This window comes from Pseudoalteromonas sp. MMG033 (genome assembly GCF_057197785.1).
On sequence record NZ_JBXVAL010000002.1, the window covers coordinates 1,086,433 to 1,102,813 of the forward strand.

General features: G+C 41.4%; 12 protein-coding genes. 7 read left to right on the top strand and 5 right to left on the bottom strand.

Annotated elements, in window-relative coordinates:
- The first annotated feature begins 204 nt into the window (after positions 1 to 204).
- From AC2CZC_RS25730 to AC2CZC_RS25740, 3 genes are all read left to right on the top strand, one after another.
- A complete protein-coding gene (locus AC2CZC_RS25730; protein WP_484585194.1) occupies positions 205 to 2,247 on the top strand; it encodes a DUF1800 domain-containing protein in 2,043 nt (680 codons plus the stop codon).
- 11 nt (positions 2,248 to 2,258) lie between these two features.
- Positions 2,259 to 3,608, top strand: coding sequence for a DUF1501 domain-containing protein (locus AC2CZC_RS25735; protein ID WP_484585195.1), 1,350 nt, complete (start codon positions 2,259 to 2,261; stop codon positions 3,606 to 3,608).
- 140 nt (positions 3,609 to 3,748) lie between these two features.
- A complete protein-coding gene (locus tag AC2CZC_RS25740) occupies positions 3,749 to 7,381 on the top strand; it encodes a hypothetical protein (RefSeq protein ID WP_484585196.1) in 3,633 nt (1,210 codons plus the stop codon).
- Between the two features lie 75 nt (positions 7,382 to 7,456).
- On the opposite strand, the gene AC2CZC_RS25745 is transcribed toward AC2CZC_RS25740, so the two are convergent.
- The 3 genes from AC2CZC_RS25745 to AC2CZC_RS25755 form a co-directional block, all read right to left on the bottom strand.
- Entirely contained in the window at positions 7,457 to 8,362 is a 906-nt protein-coding gene (locus AC2CZC_RS25745; RefSeq protein ID WP_484585197.1) for a histone deacetylase family protein, read from the bottom strand.
- A 171-nt stretch (positions 8,363 to 8,533) separates the two neighbouring features.
- Positions 8,534 to 9,157 (bottom strand): hypothetical protein, encoded by a 624-nt coding sequence (locus tag AC2CZC_RS25750; protein WP_484585198.1) that lies wholly within the window; start codon positions 9,155 to 9,157, stop codon positions 8,534 to 8,536.
- Positions 9,158 to 9,224: 67 nt separating this feature from the next.
- Entirely contained in the window at positions 9,225 to 9,827 is a 603-nt protein-coding gene (locus AC2CZC_RS25755) for a LysE family translocator (protein WP_484585199.1), read from the bottom strand.
- A gap of 99 nt (positions 9,828 to 9,926) precedes the next feature.
- Here AC2CZC_RS25755 and AC2CZC_RS25760 point away from each other — a divergent pair, with 99 nt between their 5' ends.
- Positions 9,927 to 10,808 (top strand): LysR family transcriptional regulator, encoded by an 882-nt coding sequence (locus AC2CZC_RS25760; protein ID WP_484585200.1) that lies wholly within the window; start codon positions 9,927 to 9,929, stop codon positions 10,806 to 10,808.
- Here the strand turns inward: AC2CZC_RS25760 and exaC are convergent.
- Positions 10,805 to 12,325, bottom strand: coding sequence for an acetaldehyde dehydrogenase ExaC (gene exaC, locus AC2CZC_RS25765; protein ID WP_484585201.1), 1,521 nt, complete (start codon positions 12,323 to 12,325; stop codon positions 10,805 to 10,807). The genes AC2CZC_RS25760 and exaC overlap by 4 nt on opposite strands.
- 153 nt (positions 12,326 to 12,478) lie before the next feature.
- On the opposite strand from exaC, the gene AC2CZC_RS25770 reads away from it, so the two are divergent.
- Complete coding sequence (locus AC2CZC_RS25770) at positions 12,479 to 13,390, top strand: helix-turn-helix domain-containing protein (protein WP_484585202.1); 912 nt, start codon at positions 12,479 to 12,481, stop codon at positions 13,388 to 13,390.
- Here AC2CZC_RS25770 and AC2CZC_RS25775 read toward each other — a convergent pair.
- On the bottom strand, positions 13,387 to 13,842 hold the full coding sequence (locus AC2CZC_RS25775) for a flavodoxin family protein (RefSeq protein WP_484585203.1): 456 nt from the start codon (positions 13,840 to 13,842) through the stop codon (positions 13,387 to 13,389). The two genes, AC2CZC_RS25770 and AC2CZC_RS25775, sit on opposite strands and share 4 nt — an antisense overlap.
- A gap of 85 nt (positions 13,843 to 13,927) precedes the next feature.
- Here AC2CZC_RS25775 and soxR point away from each other — a divergent pair, with 85 nt between their 5' ends.
- Complete coding sequence (gene soxR, locus AC2CZC_RS25780) at positions 13,928 to 14,410, top strand: redox-sensitive transcriptional activator SoxR (protein WP_484585204.1); 483 nt, start codon at positions 13,928 to 13,930, stop codon at positions 14,408 to 14,410.
- Between the two features lie 33 nt (positions 14,411 to 14,443).
- The gene (locus AC2CZC_RS25785; protein ID WP_484585205.1) at positions 14,444 to 16,225 is read left to right on the top strand and encodes a DUF885 domain-containing protein; all 1,782 of its coding nucleotides are present in this window, start codon (positions 14,444 to 14,446) and stop codon (positions 16,223 to 16,225) included.
- Positions 16,226 to 16,381: the final 156 nt, after the last annotated feature.

Below are 16,381 nucleotides of genomic sequence, written 5' to 3' on the forward strand. Positions count from 1 at the left end.
CAACTCTATTTTTTAAAGAATAAGGTAACAACATGTATCACGTTAATGCATACCAAATTCATCAATAAATATTCCCCTTTAATTCAAAAATATGGCGAAAAGCCAATCCTTTTAGCGTAAAAAAATGCCAAAACTTAATGAAAAGATATTGTTAAATTAAATGAGCATGCTATAAAAGGGTTAGAGCTTATTGAGGCAATCACAATGAAAATGCGTGTTCTGTTTTTACTTGTAACTTTAGTTTTATCCGCATGTGGCGGCGGTGGTTCCGAGTCAAGTACTCCCACAGCATCTCCACAGCTACCCAGCAGTGATGAAAGCACCAATGATGCCAATACAGCAAACAACAGCCCTCCTCCATCACCAAGTACTGAATCAAATGATGGTACAACTGACCAAAACACCGCTAATGACACAGCCGATACACAGAATATAAGCACATCACCTGTTGTGGACATTCGCTTACCAGGCGATGTTGTCAGAAAAGGCAGTGTTATCACCATAGACACTGTCATTGAAGGGTCTACAGAAGGCTTGTCGTTCGCTTGGGCTCAAATTAGCGGCCCGACCGTTACCCTTACAGGCGCAGACTCTGCAAGTCTAACCGTGACATTACCAAGTGCGAGCTCTATCAATAATGAAAGCTATACCTTTTCACTGACAGTCACTGATAGCGCGGGCATGAGTACGTATACAGAAACCAGCATTGAGTCTGTCAATGCAATGACTGAACTACAAGCATCGGTATTAATGCAGCAAGCGACACTTGGCGCAACTTATGCGGAAATCCAGTCAGCTTCGGGCATGAGTGAAAGCGAATGGCTTGACCAGCAAATTGCGTTAACGCCTACCCTGCATACGCCTTTACTAGAAAACTACCCAGACAGAGATAACCCAAGCCACATCAACAGAATAGACGCTTGGTGGAAAGCGAGTTTAAATGCACCAGATCAACTCAGGCAAAGAGTGGCATTTGCGCTCAGTGAAATTTTTGTGATTTCGGATGCCAATACAGCTTTACGAGGCGAGCCAGAAGGCATGGTCGCTTACTATGACATGCTGTTAAAACATGCATTTGGTAATTTTAGAAGCCTACTAGAATCAGTCACTTTATCTCCTGCTATGGGCGTATATTTAAGTCACCTAGGGAATGAAAAAGCAAACGCAGAGCTTAATATTCGTCCTGATGAAAACTATGCGCGAGAAGTCATGCAGCTATTCACTATTGGTTTGAATGAACTTAATTTGGATGGCTCTATAAAATTAGATGCTAATGGCAACACCATACCAACCTATTCACAAGCGGAAATAGCCGGCTTTGCTAAAGTCTTCACTGGCTGGACATTTGCTTACTCGGCAAGGTGGGACAGGCCCAGCCGAAACTATACCCTGCCCATGCACGCTTTTGCCGACTATCACTCAATGGAAGAAAAGTCATTACTCGGTGGTGAAATTATCCCAAAAAACACCGGTCCCCATGAGTCCATGCAACTTGCGCTAGATAACTTATTTGCACACAATAATGTTGCCCCCTTTATCAGTAAGCAACTAATCCAAAGACTTGTAAAATCGAATCCAACACAAGCATATATTGCTCGAGTGGCGACTATATTTAACGACAACGGCGAAGGTGTAAAAGGCGACCTAGGTGCCGTCATCAAAGCAATTTTACTGGATGAAGAAGCCAGGAAATACTCGTCTGTACAGCTACATAGTGGCAAAATTAAAGAGCCGATCCTCGTAAAACTGCACTTATGGCGGGTGTTAAATGCACGCTCGGAGCTAAATCGTTATTATACTTGGAACTTAAACACAGCATATGGTCAAGGGCCGTTACTATCGCCCTCTGTATTTAACTTTTTTAGACCAGACCATACGCCAAATGAACTCCAAGCCTTAGGGCTCGTGGCACCTGAGCTGCAAATTGCCACCGACTCCAATATGATCTCCACTATCAACGGGCACTATGGTGACTTGGTGTGGCGGATGGCTGAGCGAAAAACAACACTCAACCCCAATACAATCTACATGTACGCCCAAGCAGACATTGAGATGCTGACAAACAATGGATTACAACCTTTATTGGACTACTACGACCTAGTTTACTTTGCAGGCTCCATGTCGGATACCACACGAACAGCACTCGTAGACTTAGATAGCTATTTTGTGAACAGAGATGCGTCTCTTCGAGTCGCCCAGCTACTGTACATGATTTCATTGTCACCTGACTTTAATTACCAAAACTAGGAGCGCCTGCCATGTCGTATTTTAATCACCAGTCAAGACGCGCTTTTTTATCTATGTGCATCAAAGGCGGGGCTTCTGTTGCCGCACTCACCTGTTTGCAATTACAAGCTATTAGTAGCTCTATGAACAACACCGAGCTTACTGATTACAAAGCACTTGTTTGTATTTTTCTGCACGGTGGGAGTGACTCACTCAATATGCTAGTGCCCTTAACCGGTGATCAACGACTACATTATGAGCAAAGCAGACAAAATCTAGCTATTGCCGATCCGCTAACTTTAAATACGCTGACACAATTTGAGGGCGGTGTTGGCTTGCACCCAAGCATGGGTGCCATATCTCCCATTTTTGATGCCGGTCAGCTCGGCTTTGTTGGCGGGGTTGGCACACTTATCACCCCAACAACACTTGCTGATTATCAAAACAAAGCAGTGCCTTTACCCAATCATTTGTTTTCACATAACGACCAACAAGCCACATGGATGAATGGACGTGAGAAGGTGTCTTTAAATACGGGTTGGGGCGCGCGGATGCTGGAACGATTAAACCAGCATAACAGTTTTACTAGTAACATCTCTCTTGCTGGGGCAAACCCATGGCAAGCAGGTATCGACACCACTCCCTATGCACTCAATAAAAGTGGCATAATGAAAATCAACTCGCTGACAGGTTACCAACCACAAGTCGACCATGTTAAAAGCATCATGGATAGATTGCTAAACACCCAAACAAACTCACTTCAAGACGCATATGCCAGCAGGCTTTCCAGCTCCATTAGCAATGTGCAGTATATGAACACTTTATTAGAGCAAGCGCCCGTATTAACCACACAATTTAGCGATAACAGTTTATCGGAGCAATTAGCAGCTGTCGCCAAGTCTCTGAGTATCAGTGCTCAAACAGGTAACCAGCGGCAAATATTTTTTGTCTCATTAGGTGGCTTTGATACCCATGATGAACAAGTCACGCGGCAACCAGCCCTGCTAGGAACACTTGCAACAGCACTGGCTGAGTTTAATAGCGCACTTACTGAACTATCTCTGCAAAATAGCGTAACAACCTTTACTATGTCTGATTTTGGCCGCACATTGACTTCAAATGGAGATGGCACAGATCACGGCTGGGCCAGTAATCAACTTATTATGGGCGGTGCAGTAAATGGCCAAGACTTGCATGGCGCCATGCTTTCACAGCAGGTCGGCAGTAATATAGATGTCGGTGGCGGCAGACTTATTCCTCAATTTTCCAATGAACAGTATTTTGCACCCATAGCGAAATGGTTTGGATTAAATGACTCAGAGATTAATGATATTTTTCCAAACTTAGTTTATTTTGATCCAACCTCACTAAAAATATTTTAAAAATAACAACATAAGCAGAGGAAAGTTTAAATTAAACGGAAAAATTAATTTACAAAATAACCACATATTGATTTATGTATTCACATATAATGCTGATTTTGTTAAATTCCGCCTGATTTTAGTTTAGGAATTTCACTAGCATGCTTACAATTAAAAAAACAACACTTGCTTTACTTATAACAACAATACTCACAGGATGTGGTGGTTCGGATTCAAAACCAGCAATCTCAGGTTCGCCAGTTTCAGAGCCAACGATACAAAAAACTGAGGTTGAAACGACCAATTTATTAGAAAGTCCAGTTGGCGCAAGCAAGGATGAACTTAAAAAGGCAACTCAGGACTTAATCACAGCACGATATACAGGAAGTAATGAAAATGCTCCGTTAACTGACTCCCTAATTAAGCAAGCATACAATATTTTATTTGTCTCTACAGTAGACTCAATATCAAGTGCAAACTTTGAAAATATTAACAAGTATGTAAAAGAGAATGGTGATATTGATGGCGTCGCCAGTTGCAATATTTCAGGTCATATTGCATTTGACGGACAGTTAGATGAGCAAGGTAAAGGTAACATAGTTGTTGATTATAAAAACTGTCAAAATTATGACTATACACCAAGGCTCTCAGGCTCAGTAACAGCTCACTTGGTTGCAATTGTAGACGGTGTTGATACTTCCTTTTACTTTAATAACGTAAAAAGTGAAGATAACACGGGACAAACGCAAACTATCACAGGGTATCTAGCAACAAAAACCAATAAAGATAAAGATTATGCTGGCGCTGGAACAGATATTGAACACAATATGCTTGTAGAACAAGCTGATGGAGTGAAGTACATATCTTCTTTTACAGCACGTTCAGTCAGTAACTTTGGATATGATGATGAGCTAACCACAAACGGCTTTATCAAATTCAGCGATAAAGGAGAAGTCAAATTTAACACAAACCTTTTAGTTGGCGAAGCACCTAAGTTTTCCGAGGGCGAAATCAAATTTACGGGCGCCTCGCAAAACGTTGATCTTGTCTTCTCCAAAGAACATACTGCTTATTACTTAGACTCAAATGGCGATGGTAAACGTAATGAGGGAGCATATATAACTAACTTTCCTGACACTTTCTCTGACATTTTAAAACCCATTTCAACTGTTGCCATAGATCAAATGTCTTTGCCTCCAATTGTCGGCTCGCCTTTGGTAACTAACCAAACAACGATAAATACAACCACACCTATTACTGTTGTGGCATCGGATTATTCCGATCCAGATTCTCCATCAAATGAATTAGAAGTCAGTTTCCGCTGGTTTTTAAATGATGAAATTATTGATAACCAAACTTCTGGGACTTTACCTGCAGGTACCGCTAAATTTGGAGATCAATTGCACGTTGCTGTCGTGGTTTCAGACAAGGCTAACGAAGTAATGGGTCCACTGGTATCGATAAGCATCGCAGATGCACCAGTCACTATTGTCACTAGCAATTTACCTTCTGAAATATCTAGTGGTGATATCATCAAGTTTAACGTTCAGCTCGTAGATCCCGATAAGCCTGATGAAGAAAAAGCTGCCTCACTTATATCAGCACCTGGCGAAGTACAAGTGGATAATAACGGACAAATTACATGGACAGCACCAAATAATAGCTTGTTCTCCCCACAAGACTATTATTTCACCTTTAATACACAGAGCGAAACTGATGAAAAGAATAAACCTTTAGAAGTCAAAGTGACAATAAACTCACCTAGCTTACCAATTGCACGTTCAACTATAGCCGCTCCAACTTCTGACAACAGTATCTATGTAGATGATTTTGATGGTGATGGTGACAATGAAATTTTAACAACAGATAACCAAAGTCGTTTGATGTTGTTGTCACACCAAGATAAAGGACTCGAGCAGGTGTGGCTATATCCATATGCTCTACCAACAGCGGGCGAAGTAAATCACATATTCACTTTTAAAGCGAACGATCAAGCCCCCCCTTCAATCTATGTGCTCACGCAACATGGGTTAAGTTTCATAAAAGACTTACAAAGTGAAGCTAAACAGCTCATTTCATTTGACAAAGGTGTGGTATCGGGTGCTATATCTGACATTGATAAAAATGGAGAACCAGAGTTCGCAATAACACTTGCCACCGAGGGTGCAAGTGGTCCAACTGAGCTCTTAGTTTACTCCAATTTAGATTTTGCAGATGCCATTTTCAATACCACATTATATGACAATCTCCATGTTCTATTTGGTAATGTTGATTCAGACGAGAATATAGAGTTGGTTACCAGCAGTGGCCTTGTGTACGACACGAAAAGCTGGCAAAACCAATGGCTAAATTCAGGCGCTTTTGGCAATACTAGCTTCACCTTAGGGGATCTCGACAACGATGGTATAGAGGAGATCATAGCTGGCAACTATTCTTCACTTAAGGTGTATTCAGCTGAAGAAAATACTCAAATTGGAGAGTTAGAACTTAGCGGCATTTGCGGCACCACAGTGGTTAATATTGACAATGACAACAGTAATGAACTTATTGTGGGGGATTGTCAATTTGGTAATGTTAAGGTTTACGATGTTGAAAATAACAGCGTATTTACTGAGCTAACTTCTATATCTAGTCAAGAACGTGGTACTAAATCTATTTTGATAGATGACAGTGATAATGATGGTGATCTGGAAATACTTTGGAGCAGTACCCCTAACTTCTCTAGAATTAAGAAAGTCTTAACTGCGGATATTCAAAATAACTCAAGCCCTATCTCTGTTACAAAGCGTGAAGATAGTCTAACAACCTACCTTAGTGGTTACACTTCAGCAGGTTGGAGTACTGTGGGAGACGTTGTATTCACCTCAACAAACCACTTATCCCAAAACGTGACTGTTAACATGGATATTTTGGGTAAATACAATATCAATGAGCCATATATCGACAGTAGTAGTAACCACAGTAATAATCTTGCAAAAATCTCACAATTTAATAACCAAGGCAAAGACCAAGCTATTATTTCTGACTTAGTAAGCTATAAGATTTTGGATTTAGAAACAAATACTGTGTCATATGAGAATTTTTTAACTTACGGCTCTGTTGTTACTAAAGTCGATGCGATAGATGTTGATGGTGATAACATCCCAGACGCAATATACAGTGAAGAAAATACCTTTAAAAGTTCAGAAAACACATTAAATCTTTTCAACGTGTTTAATGAGCAAATCATTGGGAGTTTTACAGCGAGTGAAAGAATTAATGATTTCAGTGCAAACAATCACAATGGTTTTTCAGTTGCGATCGCTACTGATAAGTTACAGGTGCTCGAACTAGCACAAGACGGCTTATCAATCTCGTCTACATACCCGATTTCATGTATGCACATAGAATATTTCAACTTTGATTCCGATGACAATCTAGAAATCCTTTGCTTGGGCATTGGGCGCTTTGAGAATAATTATGAAGAAACTCTTTACGTATTTGAACATATAGATAATGATCTAGAAATCGTTCACCAATCGATCGCGCCTACGAATGTCATCGACATTGTGGCATCACCGACAAAGAGTACATACCAAGATATTATATTTTTCAGAAGAGCAATAAACTCTCAATACTGGGGCGACATTGCAAAATCTCAAGTCCTTTATTCAAGTGCCAAAGGTCATAAAATCTGGTCCAGTCCGAACCTTATCGGCTCTGGGAAAAAAGAAATGCTAGATGTTAAAGTAGGTGATGATGGTCAATTAAAAATGATAATTGCCACTTCAGAAGCAATGTATAATTTACATTAATTCAGTTAAGCCCCCTAAAGGGGGCTTAATATTACCCAACAAAAATTCGAAATTAAGCGTTTATATTTCAAAATATTAAATTAGCGCGGCCTGTTCAATAACAATAGCATGACGTTTTGCCAAACGTTCATGGTTTTTATCATATCCACCACCGATCACTGTGGCTACTGGCACGCCTTTTTGATTACATGCGTTGAGTACAATACGGTCACGTTTCTCAAGCCCTTGCCAGCTAATGTCTAATTTACCTAACGTATCCTCTTGCCAAACATCAACGCCTGCATCATATAACACCAGATCAGGGTTTAGCTGCTCCAGTAAATCATGGATTGTTGCTTCTACAACTCGCAGGTATTCGTGATCGCTGACATTAGGGTCTAACCCAATGTCTAAATCACTCTGTTGCTTTCTAAAGGGAAAGTTCTTTTCACAATGTATTGAGCAGGTAAATACAAAAGGGTTGTGTGTGAGCATGGCGGCAGTGCCATCTCCTTGATGCACGTCGCAATCAAAGATAAGTACATTATGAACCCGTTTTTCTTTGATCAACCGCTCTGCTGTATAAGCCAAATCATTCACCATGCAATACCCAGAACCGAAATCGTAATGAGCATGGTGCGTGCCACCCGCCAAATGACACGCCACGCCGTTTTCAAGTGCAAGCGATGCAGTAAGATAAGAGCCCAGCGGTGCTGTAAATGTTCTCGCCATCAGCTCTTTAGACCAAGGGATCCCAATTCGTCTCATTGCTTTTGGGCAAAGCTCATTATGGTATAAGTCTCGGACATACTGTTCACAATGCACTAGCTCTAAGTCCGAATAGTGACCAACAGGGCCCTGATGTAAGTTTTGACCAATGAGCCCTTGTTGCTCTAGATAACTTTTTAATCTTGCAAATTTACTCACCACAAAACGGTGTTTGGGATCAAAACTGAAAGAATAGTTAGGGTGGTAAACTAAAGGTAAGTTAGGGTTATACATGGGAAAATTCTTATGTTACAAATTAAAACACACCGACAGGCATGCAGTATCATACGATAAAAATGCTGAAAGCGTTATATGAAGTGCTCAGTACTAAAAATATTTTGATAGTCTCGTAAAGACCATCTTGAACCTAAAGCGGGCTATAACAAGCAAGTTGAAGCATTCGCTTTATTGCTTTTTCTGTTTAAGGATTACATAGGATGGAAATAAACTCGGTGGGGGCTTAAGTTCCAAAGCCTCATCAAACTTGTCGTATTCTCGTAGCTGCCAGCCATCATTACTCTTCGATAAATAGTGTACAGTGCCATCATCACTGTAATAAAACCATAATCTGTCTTGCTTATCCCATACCCAATATAGGGAGAATGTGCTTCTCATAGCCGTATTTTCATTTTTGTATACTGTCTGCCCCAAGGCATTTTCCACCTCAATATGCCAATAATTAAACGATGCAGATACCCGGGCGATAAACTGTTCAGAGCTAGAAGTATTCAAAGAGCGCCTATTCTCTTCCATGTGGGGAGCCGGTGAAAAAATACTATAAGCAAGTAATAATAAGGCTGGTATCATCAAAACCAATGCTTTAAAGCGCTCTATTTTAAACACTTTATAAACTAGCAAGACACTCATATGATAGACGCAATTAGACAATGACAAAATGCAAAATATCACCAGTAAGATAAAAGATAAGCCACCATTAGCACTAGAAATTTGATGCCAAAAAGTAGCAACAAATACGATGATAATGTTAATACTAAAAATCAAATATGGGGCAACTTTAACTTTTCTCACGGCTTACCTCAAAGTCCTTGGCAAATTAGTTTTAGTCAAACAAAGTTATCACAGAATAGCTACACCGCTAAAGATTTCTACCTCCCAGCTCATACAATACCATCACACACATACCCGCGATCACCAGCGCCGCTGCCTTGTTAAGCCAACGCACATACTTGTCGTTCGAGATATGGCTAGACACTTGCTTACCAAACACTGCCCACAACAATAAAGAAACAAAACACACCAAGGAGTAAATGAATACAAACACAAACAATTTGCTGGTTTGGCTAGGCTCAATAAACAAACTGTTGCCCGCAATAGCAGCCAACCACGCTTTTGGATTCAACCACATCAACATCAAGCCTGCCCACCATCCTGAGCGCATCGCTGTCGTTTGGCCTATACTCGGTTCAGATTTAAACAGTTGCAAAGCAAGATACATCATAAAACTACAGCCGATCACTGTAGAACTATATACTAACCACTTATGTTGCTGCACCACCCAACCAAGCCCCAGCCCTGTTGCTAAAAGCAACAGGCTAAACCCAATTGTTGCACCTAAAATAAACGGCAACGTGGCTTGGATACCACGATTCATGCCACCTGAAAAAATAATCAAATTCACCGGACCCGGTGTAATAGACATAGAAAGTGCATATAAGCCCATTGCTAATACCATCAACATTGCTCACTCCATCGCTGTATAAAATTTGAGTGTATACCCCTGTTTTAAATTTGATTAGATGGTATAAATTAATATCACTGTTCTAAAAACTTACTCAATATGATTGACGAACTCAAAAGCATCGCCATTTTTTCAACCGTTGTAGAGCAAGGCTCTTTTCGCGGTGCGGCGCGCGCACTTAACTTGTCGCCCTCAGTGATCAGCTATCACATCACTTTGCTCGAAACAAAGCTAGATACCGCCTTGCTGTACCGCTCGACCAGAAAGCTCTCGTTAACAGAGCAAGGGCAGCAGTTATTCAAAATGAGTACAAACATGTTAAAAACAGTCGAGCAAGGCCTATCTGATATCAGTGCCCAGCAAGATGCGTTATCTGGCAGGATCACCGTCAGTTTGCCGACTGTACTTATACGCTCCCCCTATACCCGCGTTTTAGCAGAGTTTTGCCAGCAACATCCGAGGTTAGAGGTCAACTTTCACTTTAGCGATGTGTATGAGAACTTGATAGAGAAAGGGATCGATATTGCAATTCGACTTGGCGACCTACCAAATAGTGAATTAAAAAGTAAAAAGCTAGGCAATATAAAGCGAAAGCTCACCTGCTCACCCTTATTTTTAAAAAATAACACGCACCCAAAAACACCAAAAGATCTTGAAAACATGCCATGGATAAAGCTTGCCAGCTTACCCAATAAGCGCACAATCATACACCCAGAGCTCGGTAAACAAGACATTCATTTTAACTATCAAGTCACAGCGAATTCGGTTGAGGGCATGACACAATTATGTATGGAAGGGCTAGGTATTGCGACACCTGCGGACTTTCTTGTTGAGCAAGCCCTAAGAGAAAATAAATTGATTGAGTTACTGCCCAATTGGCAAGTAACCCCTATACCGGCCTATGCTATTTGGCCTAATAACATAACAAAAAAGAGCGCAACCATGGCCATGGTTGCGCATCTTGCTAAGGCTATAACTTAGAAGAATCCAAGCGGACTTTCGCTATAGCTGACTAGAAGGTTCTTAGTTTGCTGGTAATGATCCAGCGCTTTTTTATGTGTTTCACGGCCGATGCCCGAGCGCTTGTAACCGCCAAAAGCGGCATGGGCCGGATACATGTGATAGCAATTAGTCCATACCCTACCCGCTTCTATTTTTCTACCAAAGTGATAAGCACGGTTCATATTACGGGTCCACACACCCGCTCCTAGACCAAATTCACTGCTATTAGCCATTGCGAGTACTTCCGCTTCATCTTTGAAAGTACACAAGGAGATCACTGGACCAAATATCTCTTCTTGAAATACTCGCATACTATTATGACCTTTTAACAACGTCGGCTGAATATAATAGCCTTCATGATATTCCGTACTGAGTTTTTCTGGTTCACCACCGAGTAGTACCTCTGCACCTTCTTGCTTACCAATTTCGATGTAGCTTAAAATTTTGTCAAATTGTGCTTGGGAAGCCTGTGCGCCTACCATGGTGTCTGTGTCCAAAGGATTGCCACGTTTTATCTGCTGCGTGCGCGCTATCACTTTTGCAATGAACTCATCGTAGATATCTTCTTGTACAAACAATCGAGACGGGCATGTACATACTTCACCTTGATTGAAATAAGCCAATACAGCCCCTTCGACACATTTACTCAAAAATTCATCATCTTTTTCCATTACATCACTGAAGTAAATATTGGGAGACTTGCCGCCAAGCTCTACTGTTGATGGAATGATATTATCCGCCGCACATTTCAAAATATGAGACCCCACTGGCGTTGAGCCGGTAAAGGCAATTTTGGCAATGCGGTCGCTGGTCGCCAGTGCCTCTCCGGCTTCTTTACCAAAGCCATTTACCACGTTAACGACCCCTGCTGGAAGCAGATCTTCTATCAGTTCCATCAATAATAAAATCGATACAGGTGTCTGCTCAGCAGGTTTTAACACCACACAATTACCCGCAGCAAGCGCTGGCGCAAGTTTCCAAGCTGCCATGAGCAATGGAAAGTTCCATGGAATAATTTGTCCAACAACCCCTAACGGCTCGTGGAAATGGTACGCCACAGTATGCTCGTCAATTTCCCCAATGCTGCCTTCTTGCGCACGGATACACCCTGCAAAATAACGAAAGTGGTCGGCTGCCAAAGGCACATCTGCCGCTAAAGTTTCACGCACAGCTTTACCGTTGTCCCATGTTTCGGCCACCGCGAGGTATTCAAGATTGGCTTCTATACGATCGGCGATTTTAAGCAAAATATTACTGCGCTCTGTCACTGACGTTGTGCCCCAAGACTCTTTAGCACTATGTGCCGCATCCAAAGCCAATTCAATGTCTTTTTGCCCAGATCTGGCGACCTGACAAAAAACAGCACCATTGACTGGGCTGATATTATCAAAATACAGCCCCTCTACAGGTTGGGTCCATTTTCCGCCAATATAGTTATCATAAACAGGTTTAAAATTAACGATTGCATCTGATGTATTTGGATTTGCATAAATCATAAATGCCTCTTCAACTTAGTTGTTATGTGACTGCGGCACTCTCTCATTGAGGAGGCCACTTGTTGTTATTCTGTTGACATTAATTTAAAGGCGGATTAAAAACTTAACTCTGCGTATAAAATGTTTGCGCTTGAGTCCAAACAAGGAATAAAAATGCTAGAACAACTTCATAAAAAAAGGCAAAAAGTCAATTCACTGGTTGAGAATCGCGTTCATTTTGCAGGCGATGACGTCGAGCTCAGTATTTATGATACCTATGAACATGCAGAACATATTCGATTGTTTTCTAACAATGTACTGTTTTGCGGCATGCTCACAGGAAAAAAGGTCATGCATGTCGAAAGCTGTGACTATCATCATGCATTTCTACCCAATGAAAGCTTCGTATTGGCGCCTGAACAAGCTGTGCATATTGATTTTCCCACCGCCTGCATAAATCGGCCGACAACCTGCTTGGCCATTGATATTAGTAAAGACAAAATAGCCTCTGTCGCAGAGCAATTAAACCAACTTGAGAAATGCTCAGAACCACAGTTTAATTACTTGCCAGAGCTTGTTCATAACGAGCACAACTCGCAAACACAGCAACTGCTCATGCGCTTAATGCATTTATTTTGCGAAAATACGCCACAAAGAGACTTTTATATCGACCTTGCGTTAAACGAGTTAGTTGCTCGTTTACTGCAACAGCAAAGCCGCGACCTCTTGTTTAAACAAGTCGCGAAGTATGAGTTAACAACGGGGATCCATGCGGCGGTTGAATATATGCAAAGAAATCTGGATGAACAGCTCGATGTAGATGAATTATGCAAAATCGCCTGCATGAGCCGAAGTAAATTTTTTGACCAGTTCAAAAAGCGCATTGGTACGACCCCGCAAAATTGGTTAAATGGCCAACGAATGATGTCGGCACGCAAGCGTTTAGAGCGCGGTGAAAGCGTAACCAGCATTGCTTTCACCTTAGGGTTTAATCACCCAAGTCAATTAAGTCGAGGGTTTAAAAAAACCTTTAAGCAGACACCAAAACAATACCAAACTCAATTTCTTCAAACGAAAACGGATTAACCTTCATAGGGGTATTGCTTGTGATATTGACCTCTGGATGTCATGCCTAAATATTCAAATGTTTTTTGCAGCATCTCAGTAAAAGGCTGCGGCGCAGCTTCGTGAATAGACGTGGATAATATTGAAAACTGTTTGCTTCTAAGCTCACGTAATTCAGGCTTGAGCTGTTCATCATCCATAAATTCTGTGATCCTATCAATAAATGCCTTCATTCTCGGTGTTACTGCGTACCAGTAGACGGGCGAGGCAAAAATCACATGGTCAAACTGTAAAATGCGCCTAAACAAACTGCGAAAGTCATCATCTTTATTTTTGTGATCATAACTATAATCGTGGATCACATAGTCATCCAAAAATAGTGTTTGCGCATCAAACTCCGTCGCTAACTCTCCAACCGCATTGCCGGTATTGCCCATTTTTTCAGCGCTCGAATAAACAATGATTGTGTTCAAAATGATTCTCCTTTTGTAAATTTGTTGATAGGCTAAAACCTCAACTTAACCTTAGGTAAAGCGTTATTTTAAAAAAGGGGCAAAAATGACAACACCAGCAACCCGGGACGAGCCGCGCTTAAGTGTAGGGCAAGTAGCAAAACGCGCAGATGTGGCAGTCTCAGCGCTACACTTTTATGAGACCAAAGGCTTAATACGAAGCTGGCGCAACGCAGGTAACCAAAGAAGATACAAAAAAGATGTGCTACGGCGTATCGCGGTCATTAAAGCTGCGCAAAAAATGGGGATTTCACTGTTAGAAATCCAAGAAACCTTGTCTAAACTGCCAGAAAGCCGCACACCAACCAAGGAAGATTGGGCCAGTATGTCACGATTTTGGCAAGCCAAACTTGATGAAAAAATAGCGTATATGACACGCGTTCGCGACATGGTGGACGGATGCATAGGCTGTGGCTGCTTATCTATGAAGTCTTGTCCTATATATAACCCAGATGACATTGTGGCAAAAGAGTGCAACGGTGCAGTGATCTTAGATCAGCCAGAACGAGCGCGCGCTGCGAAAAATTGATATGATAAAGAAAATTAAAATAGGAACAAGCGAATGAAAAAAACAGCGCTCACAATGGCTGTTGCAGCGGCTCTGGCTCTAGTTGGCTGCACAACAACAAGTACTTCTTCACAGTCTACAACTCCGGTTGTTGTACAAGCATCTCAAAATCAAGCATTTACTGATTTTTCAGCACAGCTTATCGAAGACATGTGGCGCCAGTACCCAGAGCATTCTTTATATGTCGGGTACGGCAAGTATGATCATATTATGACCATCCCTAATGCAGAATCACGCGCAAGCAGTGTTGCTTTCTCAAAAGCGAAATTAAGTGAACTGCGTGGTTTTGATCTAAATAGTTTGAGTGACAATCAAAAATCAGACTATTTCTTAATTGAAAATAGCCTTGAAAAAAGAATTTGGGAAGTTGAAAAGTTTAAAGATTGGCAATGGAACCCGTCTAATTACAACATCTCCTATGGTTTCGCGACCATTTTAAATAGTCGCTTTAAATCAGACGCAGAAAAATACAAAACTGTATTAGAGCGCTTGAAGTATGTTCCAGAGTTTTATCAGGCGGCAAAAAACAACATAGACACGCCTACGCTTGAGTACACTCAGCTCGCTATCGCGCAAAACCAAGGCGCATTTGCAGTATTAAAAGATGACCTATTAGATAAAGTCGATGCGTCAAACGCACTTACTGCTGATGAAAAAGCGCTGTTTAAGACCCGTTTTGTCAACGCCAAAACTGCGATTAATGGTTACATCGACTTTCTGACTCAATTAGAAAAAGATTTAACTGCCAATGGTAATGCACGCAGCTTCAGAATTGGTGAAGAGCTATACGAAGAGAAGTTTGCCTTTGATATTCAATCTGGTTACACAGCTAAAACCATGTACGAGAAAGCGCTTGCTGACAAAGCACGCGTAACACAAGAGATGGTAAAGCTAACCGACCAATTGTGGCCAAAATATTTTCCAAATAAAGCACGCCCTTCAGATGACGCGCAAGCCATTGCTGAGCTTATTAAGCATTTATCTGTAAAGCATGTGCCAAAAGAGCAGTTTGTTGATGAGATTAAGCGTCAGATCCCGCTGCTTGAAAAGTTTGTTATGGAAAAGGACTTAATCTCTCTTGATCCTGAAAAGCCGTTAGTTGTACGCGAAACACCTGAGTTCATGCGCGGTTTCGCGATGGCATCTATTTCAGCGCCTGGCCCATACGATGCAAAAGAAAACACCTATTACAATGTAGAGCCGCTTGAGCTGAGAACAGAAGAACAAGCAAGCTCTATTTTACGCGAGTATAACCACTGGATCTTGCAAATTCTCAACATCCACGAGGCAGTACCGGGCCACTATACTCAGCTTGTTTATGCCAATAAGTCACCATCACTAATTAAAACAATTTTAAGAAATGGTGCCATGATCGAAGGCTGGGCTGTGTATACAGAACGCATGATGCTTGAAGAAGGCTATGGTGATCATGAGCCTGAGATGTGGTTGATGTACTACAAATGGAACTTACGCGTTATTTGTAACACCATTTTAGACTATGCGATTCAGGTTAAAGGGATCAGTCGTGATGAAGGTCTAGACCTACTGATGAATGGTGCTTTCCAAGAACGTGCTGAAGCGGAAGGTAAGTGGCGCAGAGCGACTCTGAGTCAAGTTCAGTTAACGAGCTACTACAGTGGCTACCGTGAAATTTACGATTTACGTGAAAAGCAAAAAGAAAAGCTTGGTAAAGACTTTGACTTAAAAGCGTTCCATGAAGAGTTCTTAAGCTATGGCAGCGCACCGGTTAAGTACATTAGCCAACTTATGCAATAACCGTCACGCATAAAAAAGCCCCAATTCGGGGCTTTAGTTAAGTGAATAAGTCTTTACTTGATCTGTCAGATTAGAATAATAGAATTCAATCAAACCTTACCGTCTCATATGTCCCAAAAGCGGACAATAGTGCATTTACATTACTCTCATCAGCAA